The 17,232-nt window shown below is 69.2% G+C and carries 15 protein-coding genes; 10 read left to right on the top strand and 5 right to left on the bottom strand.

What is annotated here, in order from left to right:
* Window positions 1-92: 92 nt before the first annotated feature.
* From DI272_RS01435 to DI272_RS01425, 3 genes are read right to left on the bottom strand one after another with little or no spacing between them, the layout of a single operon-like run.
* Window positions 93-2,453 (bottom strand): ABC transporter permease, encoded by a 2,361-nt coding sequence (locus tag DI272_RS01435; RefSeq protein ID WP_109493309.1) that lies wholly within the window; start codon window positions 2,451-2,453, stop codon window positions 93-95.
* Between the two features lie 38 nt (window positions 2,454-2,491).
* Window positions 2,492-3,241 carry an ABC transporter ATP-binding protein gene (locus DI272_RS01430; RefSeq protein WP_109493308.1) on the bottom strand — a complete coding sequence of 250 codons (750 nt, stop codon included), beginning with the start codon at window positions 3,239-3,241 and terminating at the stop codon, window positions 2,492-2,494.
* Window positions 3,238-3,753, bottom strand: coding sequence for a PadR family transcriptional regulator (locus DI272_RS01425; protein ID WP_109493307.1), 516 nt, complete (start codon window positions 3,751-3,753; stop codon window positions 3,238-3,240). The genes DI272_RS01430 and DI272_RS01425 overlap by 4 nt, the downstream gene beginning before the upstream one ends.
* A gap of 120 nt (window positions 3,754-3,873) precedes the next feature.
* Here DI272_RS01425 and DI272_RS01420 point away from each other — a divergent pair, with 120 nt between their 5' ends.
* The 5 genes from DI272_RS01420 (at window position 3,874) to DI272_RS01400 (ending at window position 10,510) form a co-directional block, all read left to right on the top strand.
* Window positions 3,874-5,145 (top strand): ABC transporter substrate-binding protein, encoded by a 1,272-nt coding sequence (locus DI272_RS01420; protein ID WP_109493306.1) that lies wholly within the window; start codon window positions 3,874-3,876, stop codon window positions 5,143-5,145.
* A 175-nt stretch (window positions 5,146-5,320) separates the two neighbouring features.
* The gene (locus tag DI272_RS01415; protein ID WP_258314416.1) at window positions 5,321-6,937 is read left to right on the top strand and encodes a glycoside hydrolase family 13 protein; all 1,617 of its coding nucleotides are present in this window, start codon (window positions 5,321-5,323) and stop codon (window positions 6,935-6,937) included.
* Between the two features lie 39 nt (window positions 6,938-6,976).
* Entirely contained in the window at window positions 6,977-8,305 is a 1,329-nt protein-coding gene (locus DI272_RS01410; RefSeq protein WP_109493304.1) for an ABC transporter substrate-binding protein, read from the top strand.
* A 7-nt stretch (window positions 8,306-8,312) separates the two neighbouring features.
* A complete protein-coding gene (locus DI272_RS01405) occupies window positions 8,313-9,674 on the top strand; it encodes a carbohydrate ABC transporter permease (protein ID WP_109493303.1) in 1,362 nt (453 codons plus the stop codon).
* The gene (locus DI272_RS01400; RefSeq protein WP_109493302.1) at window positions 9,671-10,510 is read left to right on the top strand and encodes a carbohydrate ABC transporter permease; all 840 of its coding nucleotides are present in this window, start codon (window positions 9,671-9,673) and stop codon (window positions 10,508-10,510) included. The genes DI272_RS01405 and DI272_RS01400 overlap by 4 nt, the downstream gene beginning before the upstream one ends.
* On the opposite strand, the gene DI272_RS44365 is transcribed toward DI272_RS01400, so the two are convergent.
* Window positions 10,471-10,617 (bottom strand): hypothetical protein, encoded by a 147-nt coding sequence (locus DI272_RS44365; protein ID WP_181387049.1) that lies wholly within the window; start codon window positions 10,615-10,617, stop codon window positions 10,471-10,473. The genes DI272_RS01400 and DI272_RS44365 overlap by 40 nt on opposite strands.
* Window positions 10,618-11,497: 880 nt before the next feature.
* On the opposite strand from DI272_RS44365, the gene DI272_RS01395 reads away from it, so the two are divergent.
* From DI272_RS01395 to DI272_RS01385, 3 genes are read left to right on the top strand one after another with little or no spacing between them, the layout of a single operon-like run.
* Window positions 11,498-13,126, top strand: a complete 1,629-nt coding sequence (locus tag DI272_RS01395; RefSeq protein WP_109493301.1) for a PP2C family protein-serine/threonine phosphatase — start codon at window positions 11,498-11,500, stop codon at window positions 13,124-13,126.
* Window positions 13,123-14,214: a B12-binding domain-containing protein gene (locus tag DI272_RS01390; RefSeq protein ID WP_109493300.1), complete on the top strand. Its 1,092-nt coding sequence runs from the start codon at window positions 13,123-13,125 to the stop codon at window positions 14,212-14,214. The genes DI272_RS01395 and DI272_RS01390 overlap by 4 nt, the downstream gene beginning before the upstream one ends.
* Complete coding sequence (locus DI272_RS01385; protein WP_109493299.1) at window positions 14,211-14,642, top strand: STAS domain-containing protein; 432 nt, start codon at window positions 14,211-14,213, stop codon at window positions 14,640-14,642. Before DI272_RS01390 ends, DI272_RS01385 begins: the two co-directional genes overlap by 4 nt.
* A gap of 717 nt (window positions 14,643-15,359) precedes the next feature.
* On the opposite strand, the gene DI272_RS01380 is transcribed toward DI272_RS01385, so the two are convergent.
* Window positions 15,360-15,971 carry a TetR/AcrR family transcriptional regulator gene (locus DI272_RS01380; protein ID WP_109493298.1) on the bottom strand — a complete coding sequence of 204 codons (612 nt, stop codon included), beginning with the start codon at window positions 15,969-15,971 and terminating at the stop codon, window positions 15,360-15,362.
* Between the two features lie 104 nt (window positions 15,972-16,075).
* Between DI272_RS01380 and DI272_RS01375 the strand changes: the two genes are divergently transcribed.
* Window positions 16,076-16,735 (top strand): FMN-dependent NADH-azoreductase, encoded by a 660-nt coding sequence (locus DI272_RS01375; protein ID WP_109500623.1) that lies wholly within the window; start codon window positions 16,076-16,078, stop codon window positions 16,733-16,735.
* On the top strand, window positions 16,732-17,055 hold the full coding sequence (locus tag DI272_RS01370; RefSeq protein ID WP_109493297.1) for a multidrug efflux SMR transporter: 324 nt from the start codon (window positions 16,732-16,734) through the stop codon (window positions 17,053-17,055). Before DI272_RS01375 ends, DI272_RS01370 begins: the two co-directional genes overlap by 4 nt.
* Window positions 17,056-17,232 lie beyond the last annotated feature (177 nt).

Below are 17,232 nucleotides of genomic sequence, written 5' to 3'. Positions count from 1 at the left end.
TGCTGTCGGCGCACATCGAAGTTCAGGAGCTGCGATGTGCGGAAGACCGATGTGCGGAAGACCGATGTGCAGGCCGCGGCGTCACGTGCTGCTCACGCTGCGGCGGCCAGTGAGTCCGCCAGTCGGCGCCGCGCCGCCCGTGCGGCCGGTACCGCTGCCAGCCCGGTCGAGACGATGACGGCGGCCAAGGCGAAGATCACCAACAGTGCCGGTGGCGGGCTCTGGGCGATCCCCGATCCGATGCCGCTCGATCGTCCTTGGGTGTCGATGAGCCAGCGTGCCAGGGGCATGCCGATGCCCGCCCCTGCGACGCATGCGGCCAGGGCGGTGCAGCCCGTGGCCGTGAGGGTGATGGCCGTGATCTGGCGCGGCGACAGGCCGATCGCCTTCAGCGCCAACAGATCACGTTCGCTCTCCCGGACGGTGGCCGCGATGGTGGTGAGCACCTCGATGAGGGCGATGAGGGCGAGTACGAGGATCAGGCCGGCGACGACGCCGCGCAGTGGTGAGAGTTCGTCGGCCGGGCCGGGCACGGTGTGGACGTCGAGTCGGTCGTCGCCGGCGGTGAGCACGTGGCGCGCGACCGTGTGCGGGTCGGCGCCCGGTCGGAGACGGAGCTGGTAGAGAGCCGGGCCGAGGCTGGGGTCGTTCTCGCGCAGGGTGTCGAGTGAGGTGGTGATGACGCGGCCGGCGTTCTCCGGCTCGATGCTGCGGCCCACGATGTGCAGGACCTGGGGCTGGTCGCCGACCGTCACGCGGATCCAGTCGCCCACCTTCGCGTTCAGCAGGTCCAGAAGTCCCTGCCCGGCCACTGCCTCGTCACGGGCGGTCGCGGCCTTGCCCTCGGCGAGCGAGACGGGATAGGGGGACTGGCGGGTGCCGAGTCCGCGCAGGGCGATGGTCGCCGTCTGCCCCGGGACCAGGGCGGCGACCTCCACGCCCGGATAGACCGCGGCTATCTGCGGCAGGCCGAGCAGCAGTTCGCGGACTTCCTGGTCGCTGAGTCCCTCGTGCGAGCGGACGGTCAGCGCGGCCGGGGCGCCGAACCTCTCGGGTTGGCTGTGGAAGCGGTCGAGGGTGGTCCAGGCGCTCACGGCCACGACGACCAGCAGCAGGGGCAGTGCCAGGCGTGCGACGCTGGAGACGAAGCGGATCGGCCGGGCGATCAACGCGTGCAGGCCCAGGACCAGGGCGGCCGGTACGCCGCCTCCGATGGCCCGCCGTGTCGCAGCGGACAGGGGGCGTGCCGTGCTGAATGACGTGCGGTGCGTGATGCGGGGGCGGCTGCGCTGCGGGTGTCGGCCGGAGCGGAACGCGCGGTGGCCGGATGTCGCCGCGGCGCGGGCTCCGGGCACCGGGGGTACCCGCCCCGCCCGCCAGGCGGCAAGGCCGGTCGTCGCGGCGATGAACAGCACCACCGCCACCGGGATGAGGATCTGTGCCGCGGTGTGCCCGGGAAGGACGCGCCACACCTGGACGGCGTCTCCCAGCCGGCCCGGCAGATGGGAGCCGACGGTTTCGGTGACCGCTGCGGCTGCCAGTGCTCCGACCACCGCGTAGGCGACGTGCTGGCACAGGAAGGTGCGGACGACCTGTCCGGGGGTGAAGCCGACGGCTTTGAGGACGGATATGTCACGGAGATGGCCGCGGATACGGGTGCCGATGGCACCGTGCACCGCGAGTCCGGCGGCGAGCAGGGAGCCGACGCCGAACAGGCCGAGCACCTGGCCGATGAGGCGGTTCTCGCCCTGTGCTTCGTTCCGTGCCTGCTGCCAGGTGGAGACGTCGTCGATCGCGCCGGCGCCCAGCACGGTGACGGCGCGTTGGATCGCGTAGTCCGTGTCGTCCGGATGGATCAGCCGCAGCCCGATGGCCTGGCCGTCCGGACGCTGCACAGCGGCCGGCAGTGCCCAGACGAGCCCGGGTTTTCCGCCAGGCCTGTAGTGGGTTTCCGCACTGTCGGCGACGCCGACGACTGTGATCTTTTCGGAGGTGCCCTGCAGGGTGAGCGCGTCTCCGGGGCTCGTGAGCAGGGCGCGGGCCAGTTGGCTTTCCAGCACCACGCCCCGGGGGGTGCGCGGGTCGAGCCAGCGTCCGGCGGTCAGCAGGGGACGGTCGACGCCGGGCAGGTGCGGGGTGGCCCGCAGTTCCACCGTGGCGCGGGCGCCCCGGGAGGCGAGGGTGGTGCTGCTGGTGGCGTAGGGGCCGGCGGCGGCCTCGACGCCGTTTACGGCTGACAGCTTCTCGAGGTCGGTGGAGGTGCCGGTGTGGATCCAGACGTGCGCTCCGCGGGTCTGGGAGAAGACGCGTTGCCAGGGGTTGGTGGCATAGCCGAAGAGTGCGGTGGCCAGCAGCAGCGACATGGCGATGCCGCAGGTGGCCAGCACCAGGAACAGAGCTTCGCCCCGGTGCGTGCGCAGATCGGACTGGGCCCAGCGCAAGGTGGCGCGCATTCAGTTCATCCCCTCCGGTGTCGCCGTACGTGCGCACCTCAGCTGTTGAGCTTGAGCACTCCGGACGTTCCCGGTCGCGGTGACGGGGTGCTGTCGAGTGTGGCGTCGTCGGCGATCCTGCCGTCGAAGAAGCTGATCACCCGGTCTGCCGCGCTGGCCAGCCGGGCATCATGGGTGACCAGCACGATCGTCTGCCCGCGCTGGTGGAAGCGGGACAGCAGCCGCATCACCTCGCGGGTGCCCTTGCTGTCCAGGCTTCCGGCGGGTTCGTCGGCCAGCAGCAGCGGGGGGTGGTTGACCAGGGCCCGTGCCAGTGCCACGCGTTGCTGTTCGCCGCCGGAGAGTTCGGCGGGCAGGCTGCGTTCCTTGCCGGTGAGGCCGAGCTCGTCCAGCAGTTTTTGCCGCTCGGTACGTGCTTGCCTGGGGGAGAGGCCGGCGAGGAGGGCGGGCAGTTCGACGTTGTCGGCGACGGAGAGACTGGAGACGAGGTTGAAGAACTGGAAGACGATGCCGATGCGTGTGCGGCGTTCGACCGCCCAGCGGGCCTCGCCCCAGGTGTCGGTGCGTTCGCCGTCCAGCCAGACGCTGCCGCTGTCGGGGCGCTGCAGTCCGCTGAGCAGGTGCAGGAGGGTCGATTTCCCGGCGCCGGAGGGGCCGGTGACGGCCAGGAACTCTCCGTGCCGGACGGTGAGATCGACATCGCGTACGGCATGGGCCGGGCCGCTCTCGCCGTAGTGGGTCTTGAGCAGGCCTTCTGCGCGCAGTGCGGGAGCGGGATGGTCGTTCACTCCAGCTCCTCCAGCTCTTCCTGGCATCGTTCCAGCCAATCGAGATCGGCTTGCAGGTGCAGCATCGCACCCTCGATGAGGAGGTGGGCGATGCGGTTGGCACGGTCTTCCTCGGCGGCCAGCTTCGACAGGTTGCGCATGGAATTGAGGTATTGCCGGCGCTGCTTGTTGATCAGAGCGATCTGATCGGCGATGCCGGTCTGCGGGGCCAGAGCCAACTTCATGAAGAAGTCGTCTCGGACGCGCGGCTCATCCTCTGGTCTGTCGAACCAGGTGCGGAGCTCCGCCTGCCCGGAAGCGGTCAGGCGGTAGACCTTCTTGTTGGGACGGCTGGACTGCTCGACGTCCTCGCCCTCGATCAGGCCTTGCTTCTCGAGACGGCCGAGGGTGACGTAGATCTGGCCGATGTTCGGCTGAGGGTACGCGGACCCCAGCAGTTGCTCAAGGCCCTGCTTGAGCTCGTAGCCGTGTGCGGGTCCTCGCGCGAGGAGTGCCAGGAGGGGCAGGCGCACTACCGCGGTCCTCCTGTCGTCGTGAAATCTCCCGGCCCCTAGTATCGCCCATACCTAACGGGTATACATGGCCCTTGACTCAGGTGATGGTGCCGGGTCGGGTGGCTCTGGGAGGGACCGATGCGGTGGACGACGACCGCGGGTAAGTGTCTCCTCGCTCTCGGTGTGCTGCTCGCCGGGTGTGTCCCTGCCGAGAGGCCGGGCGCCGACGGCGCAGATGCGGATCGCGGTCCGCTCACGCTGGCCACCGCCGGCGACCTGACCGGTTACCTGGGGTCGGTACTGGGGGACTGGAACCGTGTTCACCCCGACGAGCAGATCACGCTCGTGCAGCTGCCGGACTCCGCCGACGAGACCCATGCGCAGATGGTCACCGACCTGCGCAGGGGAGAACGCAGCCGGTTCGACGTCCTGAACATCGATGTCGCCTGGACCTCGGAATTCGCGGCGGCGGGGTGGCTGCGGCCCCTCGCGCGTGACAGGTTCCCGCTCAAGTCCTTCCTGCCGCCGGTCGTCGACACGGCCACCTACAACAACAAGCTGTACGCCGTGCCCTATGTGACGAACGCCGGGCTGCTGCTGTACCGCAAGGACATCCTCGCCAAGGAGGGCGTGTCACCGCCGCACACCTGGGCGGAGCTGGAGGAGGCCGCGAAGACCATCGCACCCAAGTACGGCCTCGGCGGCTACGCGGGTCAGTTCCTTCCCTACGAGGGCCTCACCGTCAACGCCGCGGAGGCGGTCTATTCGGCCGGCGGAAGCATCCTCGGCGACGAGGGGCGGCGTGTCACCGTCAACTCGGCGGCGGCGCGCCAGGGCATCGGCTTCCTGGCGCGCGGCGTCCGGGAGGGTTGGATTCCCCGGGCGGCGCTCACCTACAAGGAAGAGGAGTCCAAACAGGCCTTCGAGGACGGCCGTCTGCTCTTCCTGCGCAACTGGCCCTACGCCTTCGCGAGCGCCTCCGCGCCCGGCTCTGCCGTCGCGGGCAAGGTGGGCGTCGTACCCCTGCCGGGCCTGGACGGCCCCGGACGCAGTGTGCTGGGCGGCTCTGATCTGGCGGTGAGCGCGCATGCGCGGCACCCGGACACCGCGGCCCGCCTGATCGCTTACCTGACCAGTGAGGCGGTGCAGCGCCAGGTCCTCACGCGGGGCGCCCTGCCGCCCGTACGGGCCGCGCTGTACGAGGACCCCGACCTCGTGCAGCAGTTCCCCTACCTGCCGATTCTGCGCTCGAGCGTGCTGCATGCGGCACCGCGTCCGAAGAGCCCGCGCTACGACCAGGTCAGTCTGGTCGTCCAGGCGGCGGTGCAGGACGCCTTGACGGGCCATCAGACGCCGGAAGCGGCGGTGCGCCGGCTCAGCCGTGAGCTCGACGCCGTAAGCACCCACTGACCTTCCTAGTTACTTGTTAGGTATGGATGGCGGGCTCTTCGCTCCCGTAGCGCACCGAAATATGCCTATATAAAGGACCGATGTAGCGCAGCTTGCGCGCTTCTCATTGACACCTGACTGACACTGCTACTTAACATGCATGCATAACCAGTTACGGCAGAGACAGGCAGTGAACATGGAGCACTGGTGGCGCGACGCTGTCATCTACCAGGTGTACGTCCGCAGCTTCCTCGACAGCACCGGTGACGGAATCGGCGATCTCGCCGGAGTCCGTGCCGGGCTGCCCTACCTGAAGAAGCTCGGAGTCGACGGCATCTGGCTGAGCCCCTTCTATCCCTCCCCGCAGCACGACCACGGCTACGACGTGGCCGACTACTGCGACGTGGACCCCACCTTCGGCGACCTGGCCGAGTTCGACCGGCTGATGTCCGCCGCCGACCGGCTCGGCCTGCGCGTCCTGCTGGACATCGTCCCCAACCACTGCTCCACCGAGCACCCCTGGTTCCGACAGGCACTCGCGGCACCGCCCGGAAGCCCCGAGCGCGCCCGCTTCCACTTCGCCGACGGCCGCGGCCCCGACGGCGCGCAGCCCCCCAACAACTGGCACGCCATGTTCGGCGGCCCCGCCTGGACCCGCGTCACCGAGGCCGACGGCCGGCCCGGCCAGTGGTACCTGCACATGTTCACGCCCGACCAGCCCGACTGGAACTGGCGCAACCCCGAGACCGCCGCCGAGTTCGACCGCGTGCTGCGCTTCTGGCTCGACCGGGGCGTCGACGGCTTCCGCATCGACGTCGCCGCCGGCCTCTTCAAGCACCCGGACCTGCCTGACTCACACGACCCCGAGGCCGACGCCCGCACCCGCGACTCCGTCAACCCCCTAGCCTGGAACCAGCCCGAGGTCCACGACGTCTGGCGCCACTGGCGGGCCGTGTGCGAGGAATACACCGCCCGCGACGGATCGGAACGCCTGCTCGTCGGCGAGGTCTCCGTCCCCACCGCCCGCCAGCACGCGCTGTACGTCCGCCCCGACGAACTCCACCAGGCCTTCTTCTTCGACCTGCTGAGCGCGCCCTGGTCCGACGACGCCTTCCGCAAGGTCATCTCCGAGGCCATGCAGGACATCGCCGGCACCGGCTCCACGGTCACCTGGGTCCTCAACAACCACGACCAGGTCCGCACCGTCACCCGGTACGGCGAGTTCACCCCCGAGGGCAGCGGCCTCGGCCCCGCACGCGCCCGCGCCGCCGCCCTGCTGATGCTGGCCCTGCCCGGAGCCGCCTACATCTACCAGGGCGAAGAGCTCGGCCTGCCCGAAGTCATCGACCTGCCCGACGAGGTCCTCACCGACCCCATCTTCCGCCGCACCGGCAGCCGGGCCCGCATCCGCGACGGCTGCCGGGTCCCGCTGCCCTGGTCCGGACAGGCCTCCCCCTTCGGCTTCACCTCCGGAACCGACACCGCACGGCCCTGGCTGCCCCAACCCGATTACTTCGCCGAGTACGCCACCGACCGCGCCCTCGCCGACACCCGCTCCTTCTGGCACCTCTACCGCGACGGACTCCACCTGCGCTCGACCCTGCCCCACCTGGGAGAAGGCTCCCTGCGCTGGCTCGAAACCCCGCCCGGCGTCCTGGCCTTCGAGCGCGGCGACGGACTCGTCTGCGCCGTCAACTTCGGCACCGAACCCGTCCCCGCGCCGGTCGCCGGCACCCCTCTCCTCGCCAGCGGCCCCACGCCCCCCGGCGTCCTCCCCGGCTCCACCGCCGCGTGGTGGATCAACGACCTCTGACTCAGCCCGCCCACACCAGCTAACAAAGGGACATCAACGATGACGCGACGACGTACGACCCTGCTCACCGGCTGCATCGCCCTCACCCTCGCCCTCGGCGCCACCGCCTGCGGCGGCAGCGAGCCCGTCTCCGCGGGCGGCGGCGCCAAGAACCTCAGTGGCCAGACGGTCACCGTCGCCGGTGTCTGGTCCGGCACCGAACAGAAGAACTTCCAGAAGGTCCTCGACGCCTTCAGCGCCAAGACCGGCGCGAAGACCCAGTTCATCTCCACCGGTGACAACGTCTCCACCGTCGTCGGCAGCAAGATAGAAGGCGGCAACGCCCCCGACGTCGTGATGGTCCCGCAGGTCGGCGTACTGCAGCAGTTCGCACAGAACGGCTGGCTCACCCCGCTGTCCGCCACCACCGAGAAGTCCGTCGACGCCGGGTACGCACCCGTGTGGAAGAAGTACGGCAGCGTCGACGACACCCTCTACGGCCTCTACTTCAAGGCCGCCCACAAGTCGACGGTCTGGTACAGCCCCGACGCCTTCACCCAGGCCGGCGTCGAAGCACCCGCCTCCTTCGACGACATGCTCAAGGCAGGACACACCATCTCCGACTCCGGCCTCGCCGCCTTCTCCGTCGCCGGCCAGGACGGCTGGACCCTCACCGACTGGTTCGAGAACATCTACCTCTCCCAGGCCGGCCCGGAGAAGTACGACGCGCTCGCCGCACACCAGATCAAGTGGACCGACCCGTCCGTGGTCCAGGCCCTGACCACTCTCGGCGAGGTCTTCAAGGACAAGGAACTCCTCGCCGGCGGCCAGAAGGAAGCCCTCAACACCGACTTCCCGGGCTCCGTGGAGAAGGTCTTCGGACCCAAGCCCGACGCCGGCATGGTCTACGAAGGAGACTTCGTCGGCGGAGTCGCCCACGACCAGTTCGGCAAGACCATCGGCGAGGACGCCGACTTCTTCCCCTTCCCGCCCGTCGGCGGCGGCAAGGCCCCCGTCGTCAGCGGCGGCGACGCCGCCGTGGTCCTCAAGGACGGCAAGAACGCCAAGGCGGGCATGGCACTGCTCGAATACCTGGCCAGGCCGGAGGCGTCCAAGGTCTGGGCCAAGGCCGGCGGCTACCTGTCGCCCAACAAGAACGTCCCCCTGGACTCGTACAACGACGACGTGGCCCGCGCCACCGCCAAGTCCCTGGTCGAAGCCGGCGACTCCGTCCGCTTCGACATGTCCGACCAGGCGCCCGCGGCCTTCGGCGGCACCAAGGGCGCCGGCGAGTGGAAGCTCCTCCAGGACTTCCTGCGCGACCCCTCCCACCCGAAGAACACCGCAGCCAAGCTCGAAACCGCCGCCGCCAAGGCCTACCAGAACTGATCGACCCATGACGACCACGTTGATCAGACAGACCCCCCGCCCGGCGCCCACCGGCGCCCCCGGCAGGGCTCGCCGCACCCGACGGGCCCGCACGATCGCCCTCCTGTTCGTCCTCCCCGCGCTGCTCCTGCTGGGCGCACTCGTCGTCTACCCCGTCGTGTTCTCCGTCGGGCGCAGCTTCTTCGACGCCTCAGGCACCCGCTTCGTCGGCGCCGACAACTACACCGAGATGTTCCGCGACCCCGCGACCTTGAAGGCCGTGCGCAACACAGCCATCTGGGTCGTCGTGGCCCCCACCCTGCTGACCGGCCTGGGCCTGATCCTCGCCGTCCTGGTGGAAAAGGTCCGCTGGGCGACCGCCTTCAAACTGCTGCTCTTCATGCCGATGGCCGTCTCCTTCCTCGCCGCCGGCATCATCTTCCGCCTCGCCTACGACCAGGACCCCTCCAAGGGCGTGCTGAACGCCGCCGTCGTCAGCGTCCACGACGCCTTCAAAGGCACCTCCGCCTACCCCACGGCGCGGGCCCGCGACGGCCACGGCCTCACCGCCCAGACGGACGGCTCCTACCGGACCAGTACAACTGTCGCCCCGGGCACCGGCGTCAACCTCGGCTTCGTCGGCGTCGCTCCCCACGACATCCCCGCAGGCGCCCAGCCCGCCTACCCGGCAGCCGGCCGCGCGGCGCCCGCGGACACCATCAGCGGGACCGTGTACCTGGACTTCACACCGGGCGGCGGCGGCACACAAGGCAAGGTCGACCGCCGGGAAAGCGGACTGCCCGAGATGCAGATCCAGGCAGTCGACGACACCGGAGACACGGTCGCCACCACCACGACAGGCGCCGACGGCTCCTTCCGCTTCACCGACCTCCGAGCGGGCGCCTACCGCCTCAAGCTGCCCGCCTCCAACTTCGCACAGCCCTACGAAGGCGTGTCCTGGCTCGGCCCCACCCTCGTCACACCCGCGATCATCGGCGCATACCTGTGGATCTGGACCGGCTTCGCCATGGTCCTGATCGGCGCCGGACTCGCCGCGCTCCCGCGCGACGCCCTGGAAGCCGCACGCATGGACGGCGCCAACGAATGGCAGATCTTCCGCCGCATCACCGTGCCGCTCCTGGCCCCCGTCCTGACCGTCGTCTTCGTCACCCTGGTCATCAACGTGATGAAGGTCTTCGACCTCGTCTACATCATCGCGCCCGGACCGGTGCAAGAGGACGCCACCGTCCTGGCCACCCAGATGTGGCTGGTCTCCTTCGGCGGCGGCAACAACCAAGGCCTGGGCAGCGCCCTGGGCGTGCTCCTGCTGCTCCTGGTCGTCCCGGCCATGGCCTTCAACGTCCGCCGCTTCCGAAGGAGCCAGCGATGACCACGATCCGGCGCGGACTCAGCAACACCCTCATCCAGGCGGTCCTCGCGGTGATGGCGCTGATATGGCTCACCCCACTGGCCGGCCTGCTCCTTTCCTCGCTGCGCTCAGCCCAGGACTCCGCACTGGGTGGATGGTGGACGGCCTTCACCCACCCCGGCCAGCTCTCCCTGGACAACTACTCAGCACTGCTGAAGAACGCGGGCATCACCCAGGCGTTCTGGAACACCGTGCTCATCTCGGTGCCCACCACCGCTCTGGTCGTTCTCATCGCGGCACTGGCGGGATATGCGTTCGCCTGGCTCGAGTTCCCCGGCAGGGATGCCATCTTCCTCGTCGTCGTGGCACTGCTGGTCGTCCCGGTGCAGATCGGCCTGCTGCCCGTCGCCAAACTCTTCGGCCAGCTGGGCCTGTTCGGCTCCATCCCCGGCGTCGTCCTCTTCCACGTCGCCTACGGTCTGCCCTTCGCCATCTTCCTCCTGCGCAACTACTTCGCCGAGATACCCAAGGAGATGCTCGAAGCCGCACGCATGGATGGCGGAACCGAGTGGCGCATCTTCCGCCAACTGGTCCTGCCCGTCGGTAGGCCGGCCATCGCCAGCCTCGCCATCTTCCAGTTCCTGTGGGTCTGGAACGACATGCTGGTCGCCCTGCTCTTCGCCGACGCCTCCTCCCAGCCCCTCACCGTGCAACTGCAGTCCCAGATAAGGCAGTTCGGCAGCAACGTCGACGTCCTCGCCCCCGGAGCCTTCGTGTCCCTGGTGGTACCCCTGGTGGTGTTCTTCGCCTTCCAGCGCTACTTCGTCCAGGGCGTGATGGCGGGCTCCGTGAAGTGATCACCGCTGCGCGGGGCGTAGTCGGCGCTGGGGATCACGTCGGCGACGACGAACACCGGCTCGCACCCGGCCACCGTCCACTCGATGAACCGGCGGAAGGCCGTCACGCGCAACGAACACGTTGGCCCGAAGTCTGCTGGTGGTCACTCCCTGCCATTAACAGGGCGGCCGGTGCGCCCATTCGGGGCACCGGCCGCTGTGTCGGGGGCGTGATCAGAAGCGGGGGTGGGTGTCGGCAGTTCCGACGGGTCAGACCAGGGGTGAAGACCTTCGTCTTGAGCGTGGTGTGGGGGAGGTGCCGCTGGACGTGAGTGCGACGCGTGAGATGCGCAACCGGACCGATGGACGGCCAAGTCGGCGCTGCGCGCGCGGCCTTGGGGTTCGAGATCCATGATGCGCAGCCAACTGCGGCAATGAGCTCTCCGTTGTGGCTGCTGAAGCACCTCAGGCACTGGCGGCGCCTCAGCAGCCGGGGCGATGCCGAGGCGCGCCGCGACGGCAGCCTCTTGACAGGGTGTACGCACCCTCAAGGCACTGGTGTTGCACGACGAGAGACACGTCCTGAGCCTGGACCGGGTTGTGTTGGCGAGCAGTGGGCTTGCGCTGTTTGCCGACCAGATCCGATCCGTGTGAGCGAAAGCGCCCCGGTTTCACGCCGACGAGTGAATTCCTGGCCGTTGCGGCTGCGGCGCGCTGACGGCAGGCCGCCTCCGCTTCGCCGCATGATCTGCATCCTTGTGAAGATCGAGGCGGACAGGCGGCGGGTGCCCTGCTGTTTCTGTGGCTTGAACCCCATTGCGTGGCGCCTCTGGGGAGTTGTGTGCACGGAACCTTCACGTATGGGTAGGTGAGAGGCTTGGCGGGAAGCGACTTGCCAGACGGGCATTCGCGAGAGATCGTTGCCTGACGACAATGATTTCTTCGGGGTTGGTGAGGTGAGGGACTCGCGCAGCGGGTCCTCGATATTTGGTTTCTACTCAGGCGCAGATGGGCGCGGAGCCAGACTTCCCATGGGGCAGTGCCCCCTACCCGGTGCTGGTCGCTGACGCGGCGGGCATCCTCACGACGCACAACGAAGCCGCTCAGGTCGTGCTGCCCGCAGCCTGCCCCGGAGCGCAACTTGCCGATGTGGTCCCACCCTGGCTCGCCGCGGCCCACCGCTCAACGTGCCTGACCGGCCTGCGGGGCGTGCAGGAGCCGGAGCTGCCACCGTCCGGCGTGATCGAAGGACGCCGTTTCGAGGCGCACTCCAGCGTGCGGGACGACGGCACGGTGGCGTGGTGGCTGGTGGACGACACTGACCACCAACTGGCCCGTGAAGCCCTGCGTATGGAGCGGGAGCAGACGGCGTTCCTCGCGGCGGCGTCCAGCGCCCTGCTGTCCTCGCTGAATCTGGGGCGCTGCATGGACGTGACCGCGCAGATGGCGTCCGATCACCTTGCCGACGCGGCCCTGGTGATCGCACCGTCCCGCGGCCGCCGGTTGCCCGTGGTGTCCTGCTTGCGCGGCGGCGCTCCCGCCGCCTCCCAGGAAGCGGTCGATCCTGACGAGGTTCCCGGTCTGGGTGAGGCCCTGAGGGGGTTCCCGCCGGTTCCGTCCCGGTGGATTGACGCTTCCGCGGCGCCGCACTGGATGATTCCCGAGGGCTTCGGTCCCATCGGGGCGATAGTGATCACTCCGTTGCCCGGGCACGGCGTCCCGGCCGGTGCGCTGGTCCTGCTGCGCAAGGAGGGCAGAGCCGCCTTCACTGAAGAGGAAGAGGTCTTCGCCCGCCTTTTCGCCGCACGTGCCGGAGCGGCGATGTCAGCTGCCCGCCTGTACGCGGAGCAAACAGCCATCACCGAGGTCCTCATGCGGGATCTGCTGCCCCCCGTGCTGCACCAGATCTCCGGTGTGGACTTCGCCGGCAGCTACCGCCCGTCGGCGGATCACGAGCGGGTCGGCGGGGACTTCTACGATGTCCACCCCGGCGCCGGCGAGGGGGAGCCGTCGCTGGTGGCGCTGGGCGATGTGTGCGGCAAGGGTCTGGAAGCCGCCGTTCTCACGGGCAAGATCCGCAACACGCTGCACGCCCTGCTGCCCCTGGCCGACGATCACCAGCGGATGCTCAATCTGCTGAACACCGCACTGCTCAACTCGCATCACACCCGGTTCGCGACTCTGGTCCTGGCTTCCGCAGCCCGCCAGGACAACGGGGTGCGTGTGCGGCTGACCAGCGCGGGCCATCCGCATCCTCTGATCATCCGCTCGAACGGAACGGTTGAGGAAGCCGACACCCGCGGCACCCTGATCGGGGCCCTGCCAGACATCAGGGCCCGCACCACGACCGTCACCCTCGCCCCTGGGGAGTCCTGCATCCTGTACACCGACGGAATCACCGATGCCAGGGGCGGCCCGCTCGGCGACGCCCTCTTCGGTGAAGAACGCCTTCAGCGCGCCCTGGCCGAGTGCGCCGGTATGCCGGCGGAGGGCATCGTGGAACATGTCCAGATGCTCGCCTCGCAGTGGCTGGGCAACCGCGGCCACGACGACATGGCCGTCGTCGCGATCTCTGCACCACGCACCCACCATCTGAGCGCGGTGAACGGCCACACCCGGGGCAGGTACACCGCATGAGCACCAGCACTTCGCCCGCCTTTGCCGCACCCACCCACACCCGCGAGATAGCCGGCCGACTGTGGAACGCCGTGGCGGCCGGAGATGAGCACACCGCCACCGACGTCGTCCTGCGCGCCCTGGACGAGGGCCTGGACCCCGAGACCGTCCTCCTGGACGTGATCGCGACGGTCCAGGTCAGAGTCGGCGAGGAATGGGCCGCGAACCGCATCAGCGTCGCGCAGGAACACGCCGCGACGGCCATCAACGAACGCGCCGTGACCGCACTCGCCCTGCACCCCACCGCCCGCCCGACGCCCAGCCGAGGTCGGATCACGGTGGCGTGCGTGGACGGTGAATGGCACGCGCTGCCCGCGCGGCTGCTGGCCGAGGTGCTGAGGCTGCGCGGCTGGCAGGTCGACTACCTCGGAGCGCAGGTACCCGCACCGCACCTCATCTCCCACCTGCACACCACGAAGGCCGACGCGGTGGCCCTGTCCAGCTCGATTCCCACCAGGCTTCCCGCCGCTCATGCGGCAATCACCGCGTGCCAGGCCATCGGAGTCCCGGTCCTGGTCGGCGGCGCCGCGTTCGGATCCGACGGCCGCTACGCACAGTTGCTCGGCGCCCAGGCGTGGGCTCCGGACGCGCGTGCGGCCGCCGACCGGCTCGCCGAGGGCCCGCTGCCGCGCCCGCAGACCGACCACCAGGAGCTGGACGACCTGCCACACCTGGCCGACCAGGAATACACGTTGGTCGCTCGCAACAGCGACTCCCTGGTGCGGACCGTCTTCCTCGCCCTCCAGGACGCGTTGCCAGCCATGCACGCCTACGACGACATGCAGCGCGAGCGCACGGCGGAAGACCTCGCTCGTATCGTGGAGTTCCTCGCCGCCGCCCTCTACCTCGGCGACGAAGACCTCTTCACCCGGTTCATCACCTGGACCGCTCGGATTCTGCGGGCCAGGAAAGTGCCCGCGCAGTCCCTGCCGCCGGCCCTGAACCTCTTCGCCCGCGAGCTCAAAGACTTCCCCCGGGCATCGCGCGTACTCAAGCGCGGCATCGAAGCCCTCACCACCGACCACACCGCAGCCGGAACGCTCGCATGACCATCTTGCCTCCCGCACTCCACCTGACCACCGTCGACACCAAGCACACGGTCCGCATAGAAATCACCGGAGACATCGACTACGACACCGCCGACCTCCTTCTGGAGAAGGCCACCGCCCAGCTTTCGGGCCGGCCTGGTCTCAAAGACCTGCACCTGCACTGTGCGGGAATCGGCATCGTCGACTCCATGGGGCTGTCGATTCTGTTGATGATCGGCCGCCGCGCCACCGCGGCACAGGTACGTCTGCATCTGGACGACCGGCCTGCGCAGCTCGACCGGCTCCTCAACATCACCGGCACGCTCGACTACTTCACGGCAACGCCCCCCACCGGTGCCGCAGTCACACACCGGGACGCGGCAGAACCCCCCACGACGACGAGAACAGCAGGAGCGGGCCGCCCGACCGGACCGGACACCACCACCTGAGCCGGCCCCGCCCGGCCATCCGGCACAGCACTCAGCCGCACAGGAGCAGTTGTGCCCGCGTCCGAAGCCACCACCAGCAGGACCTGCTCCCAGACGCCCAGAACGCCGGCGGCATCGCCGAACTCCTCGATGTCCTGTGCGAACGCTCGACGGACGCCACCGCGCAGTCCACCGCACCTCGGCCTTGTTCTCGGGTAGCGGTTCCGGCTGAAGGTTTGTGGCGGGTGACGCTCTGTCATTGCCCGATATCGCACAGCGGGATGGACGGTGATGGCGGAGCAAGGACTGCGCGAAGTCGGTTGAGGTTGGCTCGCCACCGCTTGGACCGCCGCCAGGGCGTTGCGCCGCAAGCAGCGCGGCTGCGGCGACCGCTTCTTCTCCTTCGACGAGCTCGACCGTGCCTGCCGGGCGGCGCCGAGTCAGGCCGGCAGGTGCTCGCCTTGGCGCGGGGTGAGTATGACCGCGAAGGACCGGTCGTGCCGGGCGAGGGCATCGAGCTCGGGACAGTGGGTTGCAGATTGGCGCGGACGCGCTGGTAGCTGCCCCTGTAGCCGAGCGGCACGATCTCCTCCCACAGGCTGCGCCTGGTTTCCCGGCCCTTGGGACCGCACCCGGAACGACGGCGCCCCCCCCGCAGGCGGTGACCGCGGCCGCGATCGTGCGATGAACCTTGTGTGAGGAAAGGCCCTGCGGTGACAGCGACTTGGGTGAGGAAGGTCAGGCGTTCGGGACGACGCTGCGTGCCAGGGCGGTGAGTGCGCGGGCGATCTGTCGGACATCGAGTCCGAGCTGGTCCCGCTGGAACTGGAAGACCTCGGGTGCGAGAGGTGCGAGCAGGAGGTCGACCATCGCCTCCCGGTCTTCTGTCCCCGCCTCGCGCAGCAGTGCTGCGACGTGAGTGCGCCAGAACCCGTAGGCGCCTGTCGCGAACCGTGAGCGTCCTGTCTCCGTGCCCAGCACCAGGTGGGTGTGCTGGTCGAGGAGTTCGGCCATGGCTTCGTAGAACGCCGCCAGCCGCTCGCCCGGCGGGGCACCGGGGCCCAGGGGCGGCTCCCCGCGCAGCAGCTTCTCCTGCAGTGTCCGCTCGTGATCGTCCAGGAGTGCGACCGCGATCGAGGCGATGTCGGGGTAGCGCCGGTAGAGGGTGCCCTTGCCGACGCCGGCGGCTCGCGCGATGTCCTGCATGCTCACGCCGCCGGGGCCGTGCTCGGCGAACAGACGTGCGGCGGCGTTGAGGACACGCGTCCGGTTCCGCGCGGCATCGGCCCGCTCCTGCTTGCCGGCCGAGAGCCCCGCCGTCAGGTCCAGGAGACTGCTCGGCTCATCCATGCCGACAGTCTACCGCAGTAAGTGGACGCATGGTCCGCTTACTGCTAGGGTCTGACCTAAGTGGACGGCACGTCCACTTACGGATTCCGATGGAAGGGTTCACCATGCCTCACCTGCTCCATCTCGACGCCAGCGCCCGGCGACGCTCCTTCTCCCGCGAGATCGGCGGCGCATTCGCCGACGCGTGGCGCGAGGCCGGCGGAACGGTCACCCACCGGGACCTCGCCGCCGACCCGGTGCCCCAGATCACCGAGGCTTGGACCGGCATATGCGACAACCTCCTCGCCGACCAGATCACCGCCCTCGACCGGCTTGCCGAAGGCGCGCGCACCCCCGACCAGGTCGCCGCCTGGCAGATCGTCCAGCCGCTCCTCGGCGAACTCGTCGCAGCGGACGTCGTCCTCATCGCAACCCCGATGTACAACTACGGCGTCCCGGCCTCCCTGAAGGCATGGATCGACCAGGTCACCTTCCCCCGCATGTCGCTGACCGGACGGACCATCGTTGTGGCCGGCGCCCGCGGCGGCTCCTATCTCCCCGGCGCCCCCAAGGCCGCACTCGATCACCAGGCGCGCTATCTGCAGGACTTCGCTGCCGGTCACTTCGCCATCACCGACGTCCGCTTCCTGCACGCCGAACTGACGAATTCCGTGGTCGATCCGCTGCTGGCCGACCTGAGGGACCGTCAAGAAGCCTCCTTCAGTGAGGCTTTGAAACAGGCGCGCGACCTCGGTGGCGATCTCGCCTCGAAGGTGGCCGTATGAACTGGGTCTTCCTCGCCCTCGCCGGAGCGGTGGAGATCGGCTGGTCCCAGAGCATCAAGCCCACGCAGAACTTCACCCGCCCGTTCCCCACCGCGCTGTGTTTCCTGCTGGCCGCCGGCGCGGTCTACCTGCTCACCCTCGCCATGCGAACCATTCCGGTGGGGACCGCCTATGCCGTCTTCACCGGCATCGGCGCTCTCGGCGCCATCACGCTCGGGATCATCATCAACCGCGACCCCGTCACTCTCTTGCGCATATCCGCACTGGCCCTGATCGTCGGGGGCATCGTCCTGGCGCGTCTCGCCAGTCCAGCAAGCTGACGCCGGACTCAACGCGCAGCCGCAGCGGCCGAGCCCGGTCGAAGGGACCGGGAGCTGTATGGCTGGTACGTCTTGGAGCGGATCGGCAGACAGACAGCTCACCTGGCCGTGCGCGCCGTAACGAGACCCGCGCCCGGCCTGTCACGACGCGGGCCGCCGGGCACCGCACGGCACGGC

It is taken from the genome of Streptomyces sp. Act143, assembly GCF_003143935.1.
In the GTDB taxonomy this organism is placed as follows: Bacteria; Actinomycetota; Actinomycetes; order Streptomycetales; family Streptomycetaceae; genus Streptomyces.
This window is presented reverse-complemented; position numbering and strand designations above follow the sequence as displayed.